This window comes from Pseudomonas sp. NKUCC02_KPG, assembly GCF_019345465.1.
GTDB lineage: Bacteria > Pseudomonadota > Gammaproteobacteria > Pseudomonadales > Pseudomonadaceae > Aquipseudomonas.
The window spans coordinates 1-19268 of record NZ_JAHKRC010000013.1 but is presented as its reverse complement, the minus strand read 5'-3'; the positions used below and the strand labels follow the sequence as shown (position 1 = coordinate 19268).

17 protein-coding genes and 1 pseudogene are annotated in these 19268 nt (G+C 58.4%); 9 read left to right on the top strand and 9 right to left on the bottom strand.

What is annotated here, in order from left to right; translation table 11 throughout:
- Nucleotides 1-206: 206 nt before the first annotated feature.
- The 3 genes from gshA to KO536_RS17440 all read right to left on the bottom strand — a co-directional run bounded on the left by gshA (nt 207) and on the right by KO536_RS17440 (nt 4695).
- Entirely contained in the window at nt 207-1790 is a 1584-nt protein-coding gene (gshA, locus tag KO536_RS17450; RefSeq protein ID WP_133079141.1) for a glutamate--cysteine ligase, read from the bottom strand.
- 200 nt (nt 1791-1990) lie between these two features.
- Nucleotides 1991-2374: a PaaI family thioesterase gene (locus KO536_RS17445; RefSeq protein ID WP_219262545.1), complete on the bottom strand. Its 384-nt coding sequence runs from the start codon at nt 2372-2374 to the stop codon at nt 1991-1993.
- Complete coding sequence (locus KO536_RS17440) at nt 2374-4695, bottom strand: Tex family protein (protein WP_219262544.1); 2322 nt, start codon at nt 4693-4695, stop codon at nt 2374-2376. Before KO536_RS17440 ends, KO536_RS17445 begins: the two co-directional genes overlap by 1 nt.
- Nucleotides 4696-5053: 358 nt before the next feature.
- On the opposite strand from KO536_RS17440, the gene ompR reads away from it, so the two are divergent.
- On the top strand, nt 5054-5794 hold the full coding sequence (gene ompR / locus KO536_RS17435) for a two-component system response regulator OmpR (RefSeq protein WP_048386441.1): 741 nt from the start codon (nt 5054-5056) through the stop codon (nt 5792-5794).
- Between the two features lie 104 nt (nt 5795-5898).
- On the top strand, nt 5899-7212 hold the full coding sequence (locus KO536_RS17430) for an ATP-binding protein (RefSeq protein WP_019821770.1): 1314 nt from the start codon (nt 5899-5901) through the stop codon (nt 7210-7212).
- Nucleotides 7213-7327: 115 nt separating this feature from the next.
- Here the strand turns inward: KO536_RS17430 and rimK are convergent, their stop codons facing one another.
- Nucleotides 7328-8233, bottom strand: a complete 906-nt coding sequence (gene rimK / locus KO536_RS17425; protein ID WP_016783140.1) for a 30S ribosomal protein S6--L-glutamate ligase — start codon at nt 8231-8233, stop codon at nt 7328-7330.
- The gene (locus tag KO536_RS17420) at nt 8230-8679 is read right to left on the bottom strand and encodes an ATP-dependent zinc protease (protein WP_173667409.1); all 450 of its coding nucleotides are present in this window, start codon (nt 8677-8679) and stop codon (nt 8230-8232) included. Before KO536_RS17420 ends, rimK begins: the two co-directional genes overlap by 4 nt.
- 268 nt (nt 8680-8947) lie before the next feature.
- Between KO536_RS17420 and KO536_RS17415 the strand changes: the two genes are divergently transcribed.
- From KO536_RS17415 to KO536_RS17405, 3 genes are all read left to right on the top strand, one after another.
- Nucleotides 8948-9355 carry a S4 domain-containing protein gene (locus KO536_RS17415; RefSeq protein WP_133079144.1) on the top strand — a complete coding sequence of 136 codons (408 nt, stop codon included), beginning with the start codon at nt 8948-8950 and terminating at the stop codon, nt 9353-9355.
- Nucleotides 9356-9500: 145 nt separating this feature from the next.
- On the top strand, nt 9501-10403 hold the full coding sequence (gene hslO / locus KO536_RS17410; RefSeq protein WP_133079145.1) for an Hsp33 family molecular chaperone HslO: 903 nt from the start codon (nt 9501-9503) through the stop codon (nt 10401-10403).
- A 179-nt stretch (nt 10404-10582) separates the two neighbouring features.
- Complete coding sequence (locus KO536_RS17405) at nt 10583-12124, top strand: phosphoenolpyruvate carboxykinase (RefSeq protein WP_133079146.1); 1542 nt, start codon at nt 10583-10585, stop codon at nt 12122-12124.
- A 173-nt stretch (nt 12125-12297) separates the two neighbouring features.
- Here the strand turns inward: KO536_RS17405 and KO536_RS17400 are convergent, their stop codons facing one another.
- The 3 genes from KO536_RS17400 to KO536_RS17390 are packed head-to-tail and all read right to left on the bottom strand — an operon-like array spanning nt 12298 to nt 13181.
- Nucleotides 12298-12648 carry a DUF1493 family protein gene (locus KO536_RS17400; protein WP_219262543.1) on the bottom strand — a complete coding sequence of 117 codons (351 nt, stop codon included), beginning with the start codon at nt 12646-12648 and terminating at the stop codon, nt 12298-12300.
- 22 nt (nt 12649-12670) lie between these two features.
- On the bottom strand, nt 12671-12949 hold the full coding sequence (locus tag KO536_RS17395; protein ID WP_133079148.1) for a BrnA antitoxin family protein: 279 nt from the start codon (nt 12947-12949) through the stop codon (nt 12671-12673).
- Entirely contained in the window at nt 12909-13181 is a 273-nt protein-coding gene (locus tag KO536_RS17390; protein ID WP_219262542.1) for a BrnT family toxin, read from the bottom strand. Before KO536_RS17390 ends, KO536_RS17395 begins: the two co-directional genes overlap by 41 nt.
- 202 nt (nt 13182-13383) lie before the next feature.
- Between KO536_RS17390 and KO536_RS17385 the strand changes: the two genes are divergently transcribed.
- On the top strand, nt 13384-15315 hold the full coding sequence (locus KO536_RS17385) for an ATP-dependent DNA helicase RecQ (protein WP_219262541.1): 1932 nt from the start codon (nt 13384-13386) through the stop codon (nt 15313-15315).
- A gap of 43 nt (nt 15316-15358) precedes the next feature.
- Here KO536_RS17385 and KO536_RS17380 read toward each other — a convergent pair whose 3' ends face one another.
- Complete coding sequence (locus KO536_RS17380) at nt 15359-16723, bottom strand: formimidoylglutamate deiminase (RefSeq protein ID WP_219262540.1); 1365 nt, start codon at nt 16721-16723, stop codon at nt 15359-15361.
- 146 nt (nt 16724-16869) lie between these two features.
- Here KO536_RS17380 and hutC point away from each other — a divergent pair, with 146 nt between their 5' ends.
- The 3 genes and pseudogenes from hutC to KO536_RS17365 all read left to right on the top strand — a co-directional run.
- Nucleotides 16870-17580: a histidine utilization repressor gene (hutC, locus tag KO536_RS17375; RefSeq protein WP_219262600.1), complete on the top strand. Its 711-nt coding sequence runs from the start codon at nt 16870-16872 to the stop codon at nt 17578-17580.
- The gene (locus KO536_RS17370) at nt 17577-18155 is read left to right on the top strand and encodes a HutD family protein (protein WP_133079153.1); all 579 of its coding nucleotides are present in this window, start codon (nt 17577-17579) and stop codon (nt 18153-18155) included. The genes hutC and KO536_RS17370 overlap by 4 nt, the downstream gene beginning before the upstream one ends.
- Nucleotides 18156-18548: 393 nt before the next feature.
- Nucleotides 18549-19268: pseudogene (locus KO536_RS17365) on the top strand (urocanate hydratase); the annotation flags it as partial.

The window sequence follows — 19268 nt, the reverse complement described above, 5'->3', positions numbered from 1 at the left end:
CTCCCTCACCTTATGCAGCCTCCAAAACTTTGTAGTCGCTGAGGAGCGGAGCGAGGCTGCGATCGAGCGCGAAGCGGTCGTAAACCCGGTGAGCGTGGTGTATCTGACACACCGCAGCGAATGGATTTACGGCCGCTGCGCAGCCGATCGCAGCCTCGTGCCTCGTCAGCGACTACAGCAAAGGCTTTGAGGGGCTTTTGATCTGCCTAGTTACTGATCGCCAAAATACTCGCCTGATACGAGGCCACAAACAGGTCGAAGTCGCCTTCTTCTGTTTGTTCGGTCTGGATCTGTTCGAGCAATGACTTGCGTGCTTTCTCTTCAAACGCGGCCTGATCTTCTGCGCTCAACGGTTCGCTACGGAAGAACTCGGCATGGGCCAGGCTTTGGCGCATCGAGAACTGGGCGAAGCTTTCGTTGTGCTCACTCATGCTGGCCAGCACTCTGGCAGACGGCGTCAGTGACACGTCCTTGATCTTGGCCAACTGTTCGTCGACGGCTTTGCTGTGGTGATCGCCACCGTGGCTCTGGTCGAGCAGGGCGGCCAGCGGCGCGATTTTTTCCAGCAGTTCTGCCGCCCATTCCTTCATGTCGACGGCTGCACCATCACGCTGCAGTTGCAGGCCCGGACGGCGACCCTCCATGACTACGCTCAGGAAGTTCGAAGAGCAGCTGCCGCACCCTGTGCTGTCGAACTGCGGGCTGTCTTGCAGCGCGCAATACAGCAGGAAGGCGTCCAGAAAACGTGCCTCTGGCAGGTCAATGCCCACCGGCAGGAACGGGTTGATATCCAGCAAACGCACTTCAACGTACTGCACGCCACGGGACACCAGGGCCTGAATCGGCCGCTCGCCGGTGTAGGTCACACGCTTGGGACGGATGTTGGAGTAGTACTCGTTTTCGATTTGCAGGATGTTGGTGTTCAACTGCACCCATTCACCATCCTTGTGCGTGCCGATTTCAACATAAGGCGCGTAAGGTGTGGCCACTGCTTTGCGCAGGCTGTCGGTGTAGCTGTCCAGATTGTTGTAGCACGGCGTCAGGCCAGCCTGGGCGTTGCTCTGGTAACCCAGGTCGCTCATGCGCAGGCTGGTGGCGTACGGCAGGTAGAGCGTGTCGGGGTCCAGTTGTTCCAGCTGGTGTGAACGACCGCGCAAAAAGCCGGCGTCCAGCGCTGGGGAGGCACCGAACAGGTACATCAGCAGCCAGCTGTAACGACGGAAGTTGCGAATCAGGGCGATGTAGGCGTTCGACTGATAGTCGCGCTCGGTACCCACAAAGCCTTCGGCCTGCATCAGCACGGGCCACAGAGCCTCGGGCAGGGAGAAGTTGTAATGGATACCGGCGATGCACTGCATGGTCTTGCCGTATCGCAGGGCCAGGCCCTTGCGGTACACGTACTTGAGCTGCCCGATGTTGGACGTGCCGTAGTAGGCAATCGGGATATCTTCTTCGGCCGGCAACGGGCACGGCATCGAAGGGCTCCACAGGAACTCGTTGCCGAGCTTGCTGTAGGCAAAGCGGTGGATCTTGTCGAGGCTGGCCAGCGTCTGCGCCGGATCGGGCAGGGCCGGGGTGATGAACTCCAGCAGCGATTCGGAATAGTCGGTGGTGATTTGATCGTTGGTCAGCGCCGAGCCCAATTCTTCAGGGTGCGGGGTCTGAGCCAGGCGTGCGTCAGGCGTGACGCGCAGGCATTCGCGCTCGATGCCGTGCAGGCATTGCTCAAGCAGAGTGAGGTTAGCGCGCTCGCTGAGCAGAGCCAGGCGGCGGTTGAGAAGTTGGCTCAAGTTGGATTCCTTCACGCGTCAGTCGCCCCAATATGGGGGTGGTCAGGACGGTCTACAAGGGTGAAGTTGAAACCGGCGTGGTCGCCTGGCTTTTGTTGATACTGCTTTGGCCCCGTCCCTGTTTCGGCCCCTGAGCGCTCCAAGCGCCTTCCGGCACCGCGTCAGCAGTACCGAAATTAACTCAAATGACCCCGTGGCGGCTACAGGACAGCGAACGTGCCTTGTGCTTTTGCGACCAGTTTGTCGCTCTGGAATACATCGGCTTCGACCACCAGCGTGCGTCGTCCGGGGTGGATGACTTTGGCGATGCACAGCACGTCGCCTTCAGACACCGCGCGGATGTAGTTGATCTTGCACTCGATGGTCGCGCTCTGCTGATCGAATCCATGGGCGCTGGAACACGCCAGCCCCATGCTGATATCGACCAGGCTGAACAGCGCGCCACCGTGCAGCTTGCCACCCCGGTTGCGCAGTTGCGGCTCCAGGCTTAGCGCTACGTGCGCCACGCCGTCTTCCACCGACTGCACGCGGCAACCGATCAACTCGCTGAAAGCGCTTTGGGTCAGGCCGTCCGGGAGCGCCATTAGCGTTTCTTCAACTGTTTGGCGTTGGCAAACAGCGAAGCCATCGCGTTGTTGCTTGGCGCGGCGGCAACGGTTTCTTTACGGGGTGCGGTGTTTTGCTGGCGCGGGGCGGAACCCGGGCGTGCACCACGGGCGCCGTCGATCTTCTCGCCCGGGGTGTCGCTCATGCGCATCGACAGGCCAACGCGTTTGCGCGGGATGTCGACTTCCATGACCTTGACCTTGACCACGTCACCGGCTTTCACGGCTTCACGCGGGTCCTTGATGAACTTCTCGGACAATGCCGAGATGTGCACAAGGCCGTCCTGATGCACGCCGATATCGACGAAAGCCCCGAAGTTGGTCACGTTGGTCACCACGCCTTCCAGGATCATGCCCAGTTGCAGGTCCTTGAGGTCTTCGACGCCTTCCTGGAACTCAGCCGTCTTGAACTCGGGACGCGGGTCGCGGCCCGGTTTTTCCAGCTCTTGCAGAATGTCGGTCACGGTCGGCAGGCCGAAGGTTTCGTCGGTGAACTTCTTCGGGTCCAGACGCTTCAAGAAGCTCGCGTCGCCGATCAGCGAGCGGATGTCGCGCTCGGTGTCCGAAGCAATGCGCTTGACCAGCGGGTAGGCCTCGGGGTGAACCGCCGAGCTGTCCAATGGGTTGTCGCCATTCATCACGCGCAAGAAACCTGCCGCTTGCTCGAAGGTTTTTTCGCCCAGGCGGCTGACTTTTTTCAGCGCCGCACGGGTTTTGAACGCGCCGTTTTCGTCGCGATGACTGACGATGTTTTGTGCCAGCGTGGCGTTGAGGCCCGAGATGCGTGCCAGGAGCGCCACGGATGCGGTGTTCACGTCCACGCCCACGGCGTTTACGCAATCTTCAACCACAGCGTCCAGGCCACGTGCCAGTTTGAGTTGGGACACGTCGTGCTGGTACTGACCCACACCAATGGACTTGGGATCGATCTTCACCAGTTCGGCCAGCGGGTCTTGCAGGCGGCGGGCAATGGACACGGCACCACGGATTGATACGTCCAGGTCCGGGAATTCCTTGGCCGCCAGTTCCGAGGCCGAGTACACCGAAGCACCGGCTTCAGAGACCATCACCTTGGTGACTTTCAGGGCCGGGTATTTTTTCATCAGGTCGATGACCAGCTTGTCGCTTTCGCGGCTGGCAGTGCCGTTGCCGATGGCGATCAGCTCCACCGAGTGCTTGGCGCACAGGGCGGCCATGACCGAGATCGTCTGATCCCATTTGTTGTGCGGTACGTGGGGGTACACGGTGGCGTATTCGAGCAGCTTGCCGGTGGCATCGACCACGGCAATCTTGCAGCCGGTGCGCAGGCCCGGGTCCAGGCCCAGGGTGGCGCGCGGGCCAGCAGGTGCGGCCAGCAGCAGGTCGTGCAGGTTGTGGGCGAATACGTTGATCGCTTCGGTTTCAGCACCGTCGCGCAACTCACCCAGCAAGTCGGTTTCAAGGTGGGTGTAGAGCTTGACCTTCCAGGTCCAGCGCACTACTTCGCCAAGCCACTTGTCCGCCGGGCGGTTCTGGTTTTGCAGGCCGAAACGTTCGGCAATCATCATCTCGCCGGGATGCATCGACCCAGGCAGTTCTTCGCCCACTTTGAGTGAAGAGCTGAGAATACCTTCGTTGCGACCACGGAAAATCGCCAGCGCACGGTGAGAAGGCATGCTTTTGAGCGGCTCATCGTGTTCGAAGTAGTCGCGGAACTTGGCGCCTTCTTCTTCTTTGCCAGCGATCACGCGGGCACTGAGAATGGCTTCGTTCTTGAGGAAGCTGCGCAGTTTATCCAGCAGGCTGGCGTCTTCGGCGAAGCGCTCCATGAGGATGTACTTGGCGCCGTCGAGGGCCGCCTTGGTATCAGCCACCCCTTTTTCTGCGTCGATAAAACGGGCAGCTTCGGTTTCAGGGTTGCGTGTCGGGTCGTTGAACAGGCCATCTGCCAACTCGCCAAGGCCTGCTTCCAGGGCGATCTGGCCCTTGGTGCGGCGTTTTTGCTTGTAAGGCAGGTACAAGTCTTCGAGGCGGGTTTTGGTCTCGGCGAGTTTGATGTCGCGGGCGAGTTCGGGTGTCAATTTGCCTTGTTCTTCGATGCTGGCGAGGATGCTCACGCGCCGTTCGTCGAGTTCACGCAGATAGCGCAGGCGTTCTTCCAGATGACGTAACTGGGTGTCATCCAGGCTGCCGGTCACTTCCTTACGGTAGCGAGAAATGAAGGGTACGGTGGAGCCTTCATCCAGAAGAGCGACGGCCGCTTCGACCTGCTGCGGGCGCACGCCAAGTTCTTCGGCGATGCGGCTGTTGATGCTGTCCATAAAACCACCTGACAAATTGTGATGCAGGCTCGCAGGCCCGGGCTTGAAGGCCTGCGAGGCTGGTTGAGCGGCCCGGAGGGCGCCGCTACCTGGGCCAAAAGGGCAGCCTGTTGACCCGTGAAATCAGCAAATTACGGCAGGTGTTGAAAAAATAAATCCTGCCACAACCATTGAAAATTCGAGGTTGCCTGACACAAAAGGCGGCGCATTATAACCAGCGTTCCCGGATTCAGGGGACTGCAGGCTGTGGCCACATTGATTGGTCTGCTGTTTGTAGAGGAAAAATCTGCTAACAATGCACACCATGCGTATGACAGCAGCTAAGCCATAATGCGCGCCGAGATCACAGGAGCATCTAATGAGCAGCATTGCACAACCGGCTGAAGGCGAAAAAATTCTCATCGTTGATGACGATCCTGGACTGAGCAGCCTGCTGGAACGTTTCTTCGTCAGCAAGGGCTATCGTGCCCGGGCTGTGCCGAACGTCGAGCAAATGGATCGTTTGCTGGCTCGTGAGGTATTTAACCTGGTGGTACTGGATTTGATGCTGCCCGGTGAAGACGGCTTGTCTGCCTGCCGCCGCCTGCGTGCAGCGGGCAATCGGGTGCCGATCATCATGCTGACTGCCAAGGGCGACGAGCTGAGCCGCATCAAGGGTCTGGAACTGGGCGCCGACGATTACCTGGCCAAACCGTTCAACCCCGATGAACTGATGGCGCGGGTGCGGGCTGTATTGCGCCGCCAGTCGGCACCGGTGCCGGGTGCGCCGGGCAGCGAAGACGAAAGCGTGACGTTCGGTGATTACGAGTTGTCCCTGGCCACCCGCGAACTCAAGCGCGGTGATGAAGTTCACATGCTCACTACGGGTGAGTTTGCGGTCCTCAAGGCCTTGGTCATGCATGCTCGCGAGCCATTGACCCGTGACAAGCTGATGAACCTGGCCCGTGGTCGCGAATGGGATGCACTGGAGCGTTCAATCGACGTCCAGATCTCCCGTTTGCGTCGCATGATCGAGCCTGATCCGTCCAAACCGCGCTATATCCAGACTGTCTGGGGCGTAGGTTATGTGTTCGTGCCGGATGGTAACGCAACCAAGTGACCGATCATTTGTAGGAGCGAGTCATTCAGGTACCTGAGTGGCTCGCGATTCATTTTTTTGCGGGCTTTTGGGCTCGCTCCTGCAAAGTGTAAAAACGGCTGTCTATGAAAACCCCTCTCTGGTTTCCCCAAAGTTTTTTCTCGCGCACTCTCTGGCTCGTCCTGATAGTCGTTCTGTTTTCCAAGGCACTGACGCTGGTTTACCTGCTCATGAACGAGGACGTGTTGGTCGACCGCCAATACAGTCACGGTGTGGCACTGACCTTGCGCGCCTATTGGGCGGCCGATGAGGAAAACCGCAACAAGATTATCGATGCCGTTGATTTGGTGCGCGTCGTGGGTGGTGGTGTGCCCGAGGGTGAGCAGCACTGGCCTTACAGCGAAATCTACCAACGTCAGATGCAGGACGAGCTAGGCCCTGACACCGAAGTTCGCTTGCGCATGCACACGTCTCCCGCCCTGTGGGTGCGTGCGCCTAGCCTGGGTGAAGGCTGGTTGAAAGTGCCGCTGTATCCGCATCCGCTTCGTGGGCAGAAAATCTGGAATGTCCTGGGCTGGTTCCTGGCCATTGGCTTGTTATCCACTGCGTCGGCGTGGATTTTCGTCAGCCAGCTCAATCAGCCGCTCAAGCGACTGGTGTATGCGGCTCGTCAACTGGGGCAGGGGCGCAGCGTGCGCTTGCCGATCAGCGACACCCCCAGCGAGATGACCGAGGTGTACAGCGCCTTCAATCAAATGGCTGAAGATGTTGAGCAGGCAGGCCGTGAGCGTGAGCTGATGCTTGCCGGTGTGTCCCATGACCTGAGAACACCGCTGACCCGTTTGCGCCTTTCTCTGGAGCTGATGGGCAACCACAGCGACCTTTCAGACGATATGGTGCGTGACATTGAGGACATGGATGCGATTCTCGATCAGTTCCTGGCCTTTATCCGTGATGGGCGTGACGAGCCGGTCGAAGAAGTTGATCTGTGTGATCTGATCCGCGAAGTGGTGGCGCCCTACAACCAGAACGGTGAACAGGTGCGCTTGCGCTTGCAGCCGATCCAGCCGTTTGCGTTGCGTCGGGTGTCGATGAAGCGTCTGCTCAACAACCTGATCGGCAATGCCCTGCACCATGCGGGCGAAGACGTTGAGGTTGCTGCATATGTGTCCGGAGACGTCAGTGCACCGTACGTGGTGCTCAGCGTAATGGACCGGGGCGCGGGGATTGATCCTTCGGAACTTGAAGACATCTTCAATCCGTTTATTCGCGGTGACCGTGCCCGTGGTGGCAAAGGCACAGGGTTGGGCCTGGCTATCGTGAAGCGGATTGCCTCCATGCATGGCGGCAATGTTGAATTGCGTAACCGTAGCGGCGGTGGGCTGGAAGCCCGTGTACGCCTGCCGCTGGGGCTTATGTTGCCAAGAGGGGCGGTGTAGATTTCTCTGGCCCTGTGGGAGCGGGCTTGCTCGCGATGCAGGCGGCGCGATCAGCCAGTTAAACTGCGGTGCTGCCATCGCGGGCAAGCCCGCTCCCACAGGGTTTGACGGGCGTTTAGCCTTTGCCCTTGGTCCGTGTCATGTGCGGGCTGCTGTTTTTTTCAAGATGTTGAATGATGATCCCGGCCACGTCCTTGCCTGTGGTGGTTTCAATACCTTCCAGGCCCGGCGATGAATTGACCTCCAGCACCAATGGGCCGTGGTTGGAGCGCAAAATATCGACCCCCGCCACGCTCAACCCCATGACCTTGGCCGCACGAATGGCGGTCATGCGCTCCTCAGGGGTGATCTTGATCAGGCTGGCGCTACCGCCCCGGTGCAGGTTGGAGCGGAACTCGCCAGGTTTGGCCTGACGCTTCATGGCCGCGATGACCTTGTCCCCGACCACGAAGCAGCGAATATCGGCGCCTCCCGCTTCCTTGATGTATTCCTGCACCATGATGTTTTGCTTGAGCCCCATAAAGGCCTCAATCACCGATTCAGCGGCAGTGGCGGTTTCGCACAGCACTACGCCGATGCCCTGGGTGCCTTCCAGTACCTTGATCACCAGCGGCGCGCCATTGACCATCTCGATCAGGTCGGGAATGTCGTCAGGGGAGTGGGCAAAACCGGTCACAGGCAAACCCAGGCCTCGACGCGACAGCAGTTGCAACGAGCGCAGTTTGTCCCGTGAACGGGCAATCGCTACCGACTCATTGAGCGGGAACACCCCCATCATTTCGAACTGACGCAACACTGCACAGCCATAGAACGTGACCGAGGCGCCAATACGCGGGATTACGGCGTCGAAGCCTTCCAGTGGCTTGCCGCGATAGTGAATCTGCGGCTTATGACTGGCAATGTTCATATAGGCGCGCAGGGTATCGATCACTACCATTTCATGGCCTCGTTCGGTACCGGCTTCAACCAGACGACGAGTGGAATACAGACGCGGGTTACGCGACAGCACAGCGATCTTCATGCAACACCTGTGGCAGAGGTAGTAGTGACCGGAAACACCGGCTTGTCTTGAACGTATTTATGTTCTGGATTGACGACCAGCTGGCCGTCAATCAGGGCTTTCGAGCCCAGTAATAAGCGGTAACGCATCGATTTGCGGCAGGCGAGGGTGAACTCGACCTGCCAGACCCGATCGCCCAGCGCCAGGCCGGTACGGATCACATAGCGAACCTGGGTGTGACCATTGGAGCTTTTTATGGTTTTTATGGCGACTAACGGGGCTTCACAGCGGCGGTGGCGCAGCTGTACCAACGTGCCCAAATGGGCATTGAAACGTACCCACTTTTCACCCTCGCGCTCAAATGGCTCGATCTCGGTGGCGTGCAAGCTGGAGGTACTGGCACCGGTGTCGATTTTCGCCCGCAGGCCGGCAACTCCCAAATCGGGAAGCGCCACCCATTCGCGCAGACCGACAACGGTCAAGTGATCAAAAGTCTTCAATATAAGTAACCAGCGATTAACGTATTCAGGCTGCAGGAGAAACCCTGCAGGTAAAACAATCGGCGATCCCGATTTGGCTGTGTAGAAAGGGTATTCACGCAGAATATCCGGCAAATGGCGACAGTTATCTACGTGTACGCTATTCCGCAGGCAGGCATTCTATCGGGCTGATTGCTTCAGTTGTTCATCGCAAGTAGTAGTACAGTTCTGACTATTCAAATGAAGAGGGATTCCAGTGGCACAAAAACAGGAAGTGGACGACAAGGTTCGCCTGGACAAGTGGCTCTGGGCAGCGCGTTTTTACAAAACCCGTGCATTGGCCAAAGCCGCGATCGAAAGCGGCAAGGTGCATTGCCGTGGTGAGCGCTGCAAACCGAGCAAAGAGCCACGGGTGGGCGATGAACTGCAAATACGTGTAGGCCTTGAAGAACGTACTGTGGAAGTCAAAGCACTGTCAGTGGTGCGTCGAGGCGCTCCCGAGGCTCAATTGCTGTACGCCGAAACCGGGCAAAGCATTGCCAAGCGGGAAAACGCAGCGGCCATGCGCAAATCCGGTGCAATGGGTATCAGCACCGAAGGAAAACCAACCAAGAAACAACGACGCCAACTGCATCAGTTCCATGATGCCAGTGGGGCCGAGTGAGCTGGCCGAAGCTCGCAAACCGTACGTCGAGTCTGTGTGCGCATAACTTGTAATCATCCATGTATGGCGCCATATAGGGTCATTAGACCTGCACGACATCCAACGATCCGTACACATTTTGTCACCAATTCAGAACTCTATTCTTATGTCCGACTTACTCAAAAACGATGCCACACAACGCTTTATGTTCGATACCAGCGACGCCCGTGGCGAACTGGCATCGCTGGAGCATAGCTACGCTGACGTGTTGGCCAAGCACGCTTATCCACAGCCGGTCCAGCAGTTGCTGGGCGAGCTGATGGCTGCTGCTGCGTTGCTGGTGGGCAACCAGAAAATTGATGGTTTGCTGAGCTTGCAAGCCCGTTCGGAAGGCCCGGTGCCGCTGCTGATGATCGAATGCACCAGCGACCGTGAGATACGCGGCCTGGCACGTTTCGACGCCGATCGCATTGCTCCTGATGCCACTCTGGCCGACCTGCTGCCCAATGGCGTACTGGCCATTACCATTGATCCTACGGTTGGCAAACGCTACCAGGGGATTGTGGACCTGAACGGCGAAACCCTGGCCGACTGTTTCACCAACTACTTCGTGATGTCCGAGCAAGTGCCAACCCGCTTCTGGCTGGTTGCCGATGGCCAGCGCGCCCGTGGCATGTTCTTGCAGCAGTTGCCTGCCGACGTGGTCAAGGATGAAGACGAGCGTGTGGACAGCTGGGACCGGCTGCTGATGCTGGGCGATACCCTCAAGGCTGAAGAGCTGCTGGGGCTGGACAACGAGACTATCCTGCACCGCCTTTATCACGAAGAAACCGTGCGTCTGTTTGACAACGAGGCCATCGAATTCAAGTGCAGCTGTTCCCGTGAGCGTTCGGGCAATGCCCTGACCAGCCTCGGCCACGAAGATGCGCTGACTCTGGTGACCGAGCATGGCGGTCATATCGAAATCGACTGCCAGTTTTGCAACGAGCGCTACCTGTTTGACGCGGCTGATGTCGATCAATTGTTCGCAGGCGCGGGTGTTGAATCCCCTTCTGGCACTCATCACTAAAACGTTTCAGCCTAGGTAAAACACCTGTCAAACCCCGTTCTTGCGCGGTTCTGACAGGTGGGCCCTACTCTTTTTGGGGTTTTCTGGCATAATCCGGCCCACTTTTTTCGCGGTAGTAGTGCAAATTTTTCTACTACAAAACGTTTGGCGCACTCGGCCAATGGCCGACGGGGAACCTCATGACGCAAGCTAATAACGCCGTGTACACCGATCTGAGCATCGACGATCTGGTCAAAGAAGCCCTGAGCCGTGGTGAAGGCGTGCTTGCCGACAATGGCGCACTGGTTGTCGAAACTGGTCACCGTACAGGCCGTTCACCGGCTGACCGCTTCATTGTTGAAGAACCGTCCACTCAGGCATCCATTGCCTGGGGCCCGATCAACCGCAAGTTCCCGGCCGACAAGTTCGATGCCTTGTGGGACCGCGTCGAGGCGTTCAACAACGCGCAAGAGCATTTCGTTTCCCACGTGCATGTAGGTGCTTCCGAAGACCACTACCTGGCCGTGAAAATGACTACCCAGACTGCCTGGCAGAACCTGTTCGGCCGTTGCCTGTTCATCAACCCGGCTCAGTACAACCCGGCCGGTCGTGAAGAGTGGCAAGTGCTCAACGTGGCCAACTTCGAGTGCGTACCTGAGCGTGATGGCACCAACTCTGACGGTTGCGTGATCCTCAACTTCGCCCAGAAAAAAGTGCTGATCGCCGGTATGCGTTACGCCGGTGAAATGAAAAAAGCCATGTTCTCGGTACAGAACTTCCTGTTGCCTGCTGCTGACGTGCTGCCGATGCACTGCGCTGCCAACATTGGCGAAGAAGGCGATGTGACCCTGTTCTTCGGCCTGTCCGGCACCGGTAAAACCACCCTGTCCGCCGATGAAAGCCGTTACCTGATCGGTGATGACGAACACGGTTGGGGCGAAGGTGTGGTGTTCAACATCGAAGGCGGTTGCTATGCCAAGTGCATCGACCTTTCCGAGAAGAACGAGCCGGTCATCTGGAAAGCCATCAAGCACGGCGCCGTGTTGGAGAACGTTGTTCTCGACGATGCCAAGCACCCTGACTATGCCGATGTCAGCCTGACCCAGAACAGCCGCGCAGCTTACCCGCTGGAGCACGTTGCCAAGCGTTCCGAGAAGAACCTGGGCGGCGAGCCAAACGCTGTGATCTTCCTGACCTGCGACCTGACCGGCGTATTGCCGCCCGTGTCGATCCTCAGCGAAGAACAAGCGGCCTACCACTTCCTGTCCGGCTACACCGCACTGGTGGGCTCGACTGAAATGGGTTCGGGCAGCGGCATCAAGTCCACCTTCTCCACCTGCTTCGGCGCACCGTTCTTCCCGCGTCCGGCTGGCGAATACGCAGAGCTGCTGATCAAACGCATCCGCGGCTTCGGCTCCAAGGTGTACCTGGTCAACACCGGCTGGACCGGTGGTGGCTACGGTGTTGGCAAGCGCTTCAACATCCCGACCACCCGTGGCGTGATTGCTGCGATCCAGAGCGGTGCTCTGGTCGGCGCAGAAACCGAACACCTGGACACCATCAACCTCGACGTGCCATTGGCCGTACCGGGCGTTGACACTGTTCTGCTCAATCCACGCAACACCTGGGCAGACAAAGCTGCCTACGACGAAGCTGCCAAGGCATTGGCTGGCCTGTTCGTAGAGAACTTCAAGAAGTTCGACGTCAGCGACGCGATCAAGGCAGCGGGTCCGAAGGCGTAAGCATTCGGTCAGTGTGTTGAACCACAAAGAAGCCGCCTGAGAGGGCGGCTTTTTTGTGCCTGAGCAGATGCATCCTGTGGGAGCGGGCTTGCTCGCGATGGCATCGCCGGGGTGACTCTGGCAAACCGCGTTGCCCGAATCGCGAGCAAGACTGCTACCACATAACTTTTTACCTAAGCTTCCAGGTTTTGCGTATCCCAATGGCCGCGGCTGATCGCCGCGTACAGCATGCCGATGGTCAGGGGTACTTTGCCTTCGCGGCCCTTGGCCTTGCGCTTGAGGTGCGGGTCGTTGCCCGCAGGCTGGAAGTAGCGGTAGGCATCATAGTCCGCCAACTCGAGCCCGAAACGTTCCTCGAGGGCTTCCATCAAATGCTGGGCATCGCTGCCATTGCAGCCAAGATCCGCGTTGATCGCGGTCTTGAGACTGATGGTTTTGTGTTCCGGCAGGCCGATTTCTTCATGCAGCAACTGCATCAGCTCGCGCAGGATGGGGGTGTCCGGGAGGTCGGTGGCGAGTTTCATTATCAAAAGTCCGAAAAGAGTTTCAAGGTATCTCTCCTGGCGAATGACTCTTCAACCAGTCAGCCAGTGCTGCGTTCATGCGTGTTTGCCAGCCGGGGCCGGAGGCCTTGAATTGCTCTACGACTTCGGGAGCAAGACGGATGGTGATTCGTGTGAGCACTTTGTTCGCTTTGGGTCTGCCGCGTTTAATCAGCAGCGGACCTTTGAACTCGTCGGCAGCTTCAAAAAAGGCTTCTGTCAGTTCGGGCGCGTCATCCGGGTCAACCCAGTCGATGGGCGTAGAGTGCTTGTTCGCGCTCATTGGCTTTCCTCATGGAAATAATACGGCGGTCCGCGCCGCGCGGTGTCCAGACCAAAACAATCATGCGTTCCTGTAACAGGCCGATGCTGATTAGTCGGACTTCGCCGTAATCCTGGTGTGAGTCTTCAGATGTGAAGTGATGACCTGCAAATAGGGTTTTTGCGTCAGCGAAATCAAGGCCTCGCTCGATTAGCGTCTTGTTGCGTTTGGTGATGTCGTAGGTTATTTGCATCAATTTATCGTATGCACAATAAATACTACTGGCAAAATTCTGTTGTTGCCAAATTTTGCGTTTTCTCCTGACAAAGGGTTATTCAAGGCATCCTGGCTCGACCCTGTATCATCCTCTCTCAATTTGCCCCCGGCCTTTTCTCGATCGGCTGCAAACCTGGCGTAGAGTTTTGCGCTTTGCAACGGTCAAAGGAGTGACAGTCATGCACAACACCCTGGAACAGGTCTTTGGTTATCCACAGTTTCGTGCCGGGCAAGAAGCGGCGATCAGTGCCGTGTTGGCTGGACGTTCAGCGGCGGCGATTTTCCCTACGGGATCGGGCAAATCCCTGTGCTACCAACTGCCGGCGCTGCTGTTGCCTCACCTGACGCTAGTGGTTTCGCCGCTGTTGGCCTTGATGCAGGACCAATTGGCTTTTTTGCAGCGCCACGGGATTGCAGCGGCCAGCATCGATTCGGCGCAAAGCCGCGACGAGGCAAGCGCCGTCATGGCCCGGGCGAAAGCGGGCGAGTTGAAGATCCTGATGATTTCGGTCGAGCGACTGAAAAACGAGCGCTTTCGTAACTTTTTGCAGCAAGTGCCGATTTCCCTGCTGGTGGTGGACGAAGCGCACTGTATTTCCGAGTGGGGGCATAATTTCCGTCCGGACTACCTGAAGCTTCCGGACTACCAGCGCCAGTTCAATATCCCGCAAGCGCTGCTGCTGACCGCGACGGCGACCCCTAACGTGATCGCAGACATGCAGGTCAAGTTCGCGATTGCCGAGTCGGACGTCATCACCACCGGTTTCTATCGCGCCAATCTCAATCTGTGGGTCGAGCCAGTCACTGGTGCCGCCAAGCGTCAGCGCCTGGTGCAGTGGATGGGCGAGCGTCTCGGTCAGCCGAGCATTGTGTATGTCACGCTGCAAAAGACCGCCGAGCACATTGCCCAGCACTTGAACCAGAACGGGATTAGCGCCAACGCCTATCACGCCGGTTTGCCCCATGATCAGCGCGAGGGCATTCAGCGCCAGTTCATGGGCGGGCAGTTGAATTGCATCGTTGCCACCATTGCCTTTGGCATGGGCATCGACAAGAGCGACATCCGTAACGTGGTGCATTTCGACTTGCCCAAGTCGATCGAAAACTACAGCCAGGAAATCGGCCGCGCAGGGCGTGATGGTGCACCCTCGGAGTGCCTGGTGCTGGCCAATCGTGACAGCCTCAATGTGCTGGAAAACTTTGTGTACGGCGACACGCCGGAGTTGCAGGGCATTCGCTATGTACTCGATGAGTTGCGTGAGGCAATTGTGCAAGGGCAGTGGGAGTTCATGCTGCTGCCTCTGTCCGATCAGAGCAACATTCGTCAGTTACCGCTCAAGACTTTGTTGGTCCAGTTGGAACTGCGTGGCCTGATTGCCCCTCGCTATGCCTATTTCGCCGAGTATCGTTTCAAATTCCTGATAGAACCTGATGTGTTGCTGGCCAAGTTTGAGGGCGAGCGTCAGCAATTTGTCTCGGCCATCATCCAGACTTCCAGCCGAGCCAGAACCTGGGCCACGGTGAATTTCGACGGGCTGTACAGCCAGCATCAGGCTGATCGGAACCGGGTGGTCAAAGCGCTGGATTACTTTCAGGAGAAGGGCTGGATCGAACTTGAAAGCAAGCAGATGACCGAGGTCTACAGCCTGTTGGTTCAAGATTTTGATGCTCAGGCTCTGAGCCTGGAACTGCATGCCTACTTCAAGGCTCACGAGCGTGGCGAGATTACGCGGATTCACGCAATGTTGGCGCTGTTCGCCAGTGAAACCTGCTTGAGCTACCGGCTGGCGCAGTATTTTGGGGATGAGCAGGCGCCGCAGCAGTGCGGCCATTGTTCAGTGTGTGCTGGGCAGGTCGCTCACTTGCCGGAGCCGCCCGCACTGATGCCGCTTGTGGATAAAAACTTCGAAGCTCTGTGTGGTGCTTTTATCCACAGGCATCAGGAGTTCACGGGAAGTTATCCCCCGGCAGAACGCCTGACCCGGTTTTTATGCGGGATCAGCGTGCCGATGTTCACCAAGATGAAAGCGCGTGCCATTCCAGGTTTTGCGGCATTGGAGAACTACCCCTATGCCGCGGTCCGCGATTGGGCGGTGAAAGGGCTGAGTTAACGGGTAGTCGCTGCCGCAGGCGGCGAGGGCGACCGCAGTTTTGTTACCCCAACAACTCGCGCAGCACCCGGGTGAAGTCGCGGCAGCTGGCTTCTTCATCGGCATGACGGCCGTCGCGCACCACCCACTGACCGTTGACCAATACGTCTCGTACCTGACGATCGCCGCCCGCAAACAGCCAGCGGTTAAGAATGGCGTCGTCCTGTGCCGTGGCCAGGTACGGGTCATTACCGTCCAGTACCAGCCAGTCGGCGCGCTGACCAACGGCTAATCCGGCAACCGCCTGGCCCATCGCCTGGGCGCCGCCCACCAGTGCGGCGTCATACAGAGTGCGGCCGACCATCGGCTGGTCGCTGCGATACATCCGGTTGCGGCGCTGATCGCGCAAGCGCTGGCCGTATTCCAGCCAGCGCAGCTCTTCAACCACGCTCAGGGACACATGGCTGTCCGAGCCAATGCCCATTCGCCCGCCTTGAGCAAGGAAATCCACGGCCGGAAAAATGCCGTCACCCAGGTTGGCTTCGGTGGTCAGGCACAACCCGGCCACGGCCTGGCTCTGCGCCATCAGCTGGACTTCGGCAGCGTTGGCGTGGGTTGCATGCACCAGGCACCAGCGTTGATCGACCTCAACGTTGTCATACAGCCACTGGATTGGACGTTTGCCGCTCCAGCTCAGGCAATCGTCGACTTCCTTTTGTTGCTCTGCGATATGGATATGCACCGGGCAGGTCGTGTCGCCGGCCTGCAGAACTTCGTGGATTTGCTCGGGAGTGACGGCGCGCAGCGAGTGAAAGCACAAGCCCAGGGTTTGTGCAGGCTGTTGAGCCAGCAGCGGCTTTAGCTGTTGCTGCAGCTTCAGGTAGTGCTCGGTGCTGTTGATAAAACGCCGTTGACCGTCGTTGGGTGCCTGCCCGCCAAAGCCGGAGTGGCTGTAGAGCACTGGCAGCAAGGTCAGGCCAATGCCGGTGGAGCGCGCCGCTTCGCTGATGCGCAGCGCCAGTTCTGCTGGATTGGCATAGGGCTGGCCCGAAAGATCGTGGTGCACGTAATGGAATTCAGCCACCGAGGTGTAACCGGCCTTGAGCATTTCGATGTACAACTGACGGGCAATGACGCCGAGCTGTTCAGGGCTTATTTTTCCGACGAGCCGATACATTAAATCGCGCCACGTCCAGAAACTGTCGTTGGGGTTGCCCGCCACTTCGGCCAAACCGGCCATGGCCCGCTGGAATGCGTGGGAGTGCAGATTCGGCATGCCCGGTAGCAGTGGGCCGTTCAGCCGTTCGGCGCCGTGCGCGTCGGCATTGGCCTGGATTCGGGTCAAGTAGCCATCGGCACCGACCTCGATGCGGACATTGGTAGCCCAGCCTGTAGGCAGTAGCGCGCGCTCGGCAAAGAAGACGGACATCGGTTCGGTACCCCATTGCTTGTAATTTGTATATACATATACAGACGTTTGCCTGCTCGGTAAACTCCGGCAAGCTACGACTCTTAACTCATTACCAAGGATTGCCTGTGTCGACTCCGCCTGTCGTGTCCCCGCTGGCCGCCCACATGGGCGATAGCCCGGCCCCGCTTTACGCTCGAGTAAAGCAAATGATCACTGCGCAGATCCAGAGCGGAAACTGGCCGCCGCATTATCGTGTGCCTTCCGAGAGCGAGCTTGTGACCCAGTTGGGGTTCAGCCGCATGACCATCAACCGTGCGCTGCGTGAAATGACCGCCGACGGCTTGCTGGTGCGCATGCAGGGCGTTGGCACCTTTGTGGCCGAGCCCAAGACCCAGTCCGCGCTGTTCGAAGTCAACAATATCGCCGATGAAATCGCTGCTCGCGGGCACAAGCACACCTGCAAGGTCATCAGTCTGGGTGAAGAAATGGCCGGCTCGGAACGTGCCGCCGTGCTCGACATGCGTGAAGGGCAGAAGGTCTTTCACTCACTGATCGTGCACTACGAGAACGGGATTGCCGTGCAAATCGAGGACCGTTTCGTCAATGCCCTGGTGGCACCGGACTACCTCAAGCAGGATTTCACCCTGCAAACGCCTTACGCCTATTTGTCTCAAGTCGCCCCGCTGACTGAGGGCGAGCACGTGGTCGAAGCGATTTTGGCTGACCCCAAAGAGTGCAAATTACTGCAAATCGAGCCTGGCGAGCCGTGCCTGCTGATTCGTCGCCGCACCTGGTCGGGTCGTCAGCCTGTTACCGCCGCCCGACTGATCCACCCCGGTTCCCGTCATCGTCTTGAAGGACGTTTCAATAAATGATCCAGCCTGAAGTTTTACGTGCCGTCGACTATCCGCGCATGCCGTGGAAGAACGGCGGCGGCAGCACTGAAGAAATCACCCGAGACGCAGGCGAGGGCCTTGATGGCTTTGGCTGGCGCCTGTCGATTGCCGATATCGGCGAGTCGGGCGGCTTTTCACGTTTTGACGGCTACCAGCGAATCATCAGCGTGCTGCAGGGTGCGGGCATGAACCTGCAGGTCGACGGGGTGAGCACGCGGGCACTGTTACCGTTCGATGCTTTTGCATTCAAGGGTGAAAGCGCCGTTGCCTGCACCCTGATCGATGGTCCGATTCGCGACTTCAATCTGATCTATGCCCCGCAGCGCTACACCGCGCGGTTGCAATGGCTGGAGGCGACCACCCCTCAGCGCGTGTTCACTTCGGCGCACACCCTGGTGGTTTTCAGCGCAGGCGAACAGGTTCATGTGGGCCTGGGTAACACCTGCCACGAACACCTGGGCCGTTACGACTGTTTGCAACTGAGCGGCAATCGCGAGTTGCTTGAAGTGACGGTGACAGGCCTGTGCTGTGTGATTGAGTTGAGCGCGGTCTAACTGACCATGTAGTCGCTGCCGCAGGCTGCGAAGGGTTGCGGAGCAACCCGTTTTCCTGGAGCTCCCGCGTCCCACGTCCCGCGTCCCACGTCCCACGTCCCACGTCCCGCTTCGCAGCCTGCAGCAGCGACTACACACGCTACACACTCTGTTACCGAACGCCCCAACTCAGCGCACAGACCTCCTCCAGTAACACTCCTGCGAATCATTCATCCTCTTCTCAAAAACCTGGCGCACGGTTTTTAGCCTGTGTTTTCGGGCTCTCTAACTTTTTCATTTGCGAATTTCACACATTGGCCGCTAACTTGCATATGCTTGTATGTACAAGTACATAAGTGTGCGTCGATCCTCTTCTCACACCCGACGCATCCGACTATCGCTGAGGAGTTACCCGTGACTTCAACTACCCCAAAATCGCCTGCCGAGTTCACCCGTCACCGTGAAGGTGAAATCCGCGCCGCCCGTGGCACCCAGCTCACTGCTAAAAGCTGGATGACCGAAGCGCCGCTGCGGATGTTGATGAACAACCTCGACCCGCAAGTGGCCGAGAACCCGACCGAGCTGGTGGTGTATGGCGGTATTGGCCGGGCAGCGCGTAACTGGGAGTGCTACGACAAAATCGTCGAAAGCCTGACCAACCTCAACGATGACGAAACCCTGCTGGTGCAGTCGGGCAAGCCGGTCGGCGTGTTCAAAACCCACAACAATGCACCACGGGTACTGATCGCCAACTCCAACCTGGTACCGCACTGGGCCACGTGGGAGCACTTCAACGAACTCGACGCCAAAGGCCTGGCCATGTACGGCCAGATGACCGCCGGCAGCTGGATCTACATCGGCAGCCAGGGCATCGTCCAGGGCACCTACGAAACCTTCGTCGAAGCCGGTCGCCAGCACTACAACGGCAGCCTGGTCGGCAAGTGGGTACTGACCGCAGGTCTGGGCGGCATGGGCGGCGCACAGCCTCTGGCCGCCACCCTGGCCGGTGCCTGCTCGCTGAACATCGAATGCCAGCAAAGCCGTATCGATTTCCGCCTGGCCACTCGCTATGTCGACGAGCAAGCCGTGGACCTGGATGACGCGCTGGCCCGTATCGCCAAATACACCGCTGAA

Bases quoted from the DNA above. Each gene is read 5' to 3' on its own strand.
- rimK (WP_016783140.1), bottom strand. From the start codon at position 8,233: ATGAAGATCGCTGTGCTGTCGCGTAACCCGCGTCTGTATTCCACTCGT.
- ompR (WP_048386441.1), top strand. From the start codon at position 5,054: ATGAGCAGCATTGCACAACCGGCTGAAGGCGAAAAAATTCTCATCGTT.
- KO536_RS17405 (WP_133079146.1), top strand. From the start codon at position 10,583: ATGACGCAAGCTAATAACGCCGTGTACACCGATCTGAGCATCGACGAT.
- KO536_RS17400 (WP_219262543.1), bottom strand. From the start codon at position 12,648: ATGAAACTCGCCACCGACCTCCCGGACACCCCCATCCTGCGCGAGCTG.
- hslO (WP_133079145.1), top strand. From the start codon at position 9,501: ATGTCCGACTTACTCAAAAACGATGCCACACAACGCTTTATGTTCGAT.
- KO536_RS17430 (WP_019821770.1), top strand. From the start codon at position 5,899: ATGAAAACCCCTCTCTGGTTTCCCCAAAGTTTTTTCTCGCGCACTCTC.
- KO536_RS17445 (WP_219262545.1), bottom strand. From the start codon at position 2,374: ATGGCGCTCCCGGACGGCCTGACCCAAAGCGCTTTCAGCGAGTTGATC.
- KO536_RS17380 (WP_219262540.1), bottom strand. From the start codon at position 16,723: ATGTCCGTCTTCTTTGCCGAGCGCGCGCTACTGCCTACAGGCTGGGCT.
- KO536_RS17370 (WP_133079153.1), top strand. From the start codon at position 17,577: ATGATCCAGCCTGAAGTTTTACGTGCCGTCGACTATCCGCGCATGCCG.
- KO536_RS17395 (WP_133079148.1), bottom strand. From the start codon at position 12,949: ATGAGCGCGAACAAGCACTCTACGCCCATCGACTGGGTTGACCCGGAT.
- KO536_RS17440 (WP_219262544.1), bottom strand. From the start codon at position 4,695: ATGGACAGCATCAACAGCCGCATCGCCGAAGAACTTGGCGTGCGCCCG.
- KO536_RS17385 (WP_219262541.1), top strand. From the start codon at position 13,384: ATGCACAACACCCTGGAACAGGTCTTTGGTTATCCACAGTTTCGTGCC.
- KO536_RS17390 (WP_219262542.1), bottom strand. From the start codon at position 13,181: ATGCAAATAACCTACGACATCACCAAACGCAACAAGACGCTAATCGAG.
- hutC (WP_219262600.1), top strand. From the start codon at position 16,870: ATGGGCGATAGCCCGGCCCCGCTTTACGCTCGAGTAAAGCAAATGATC.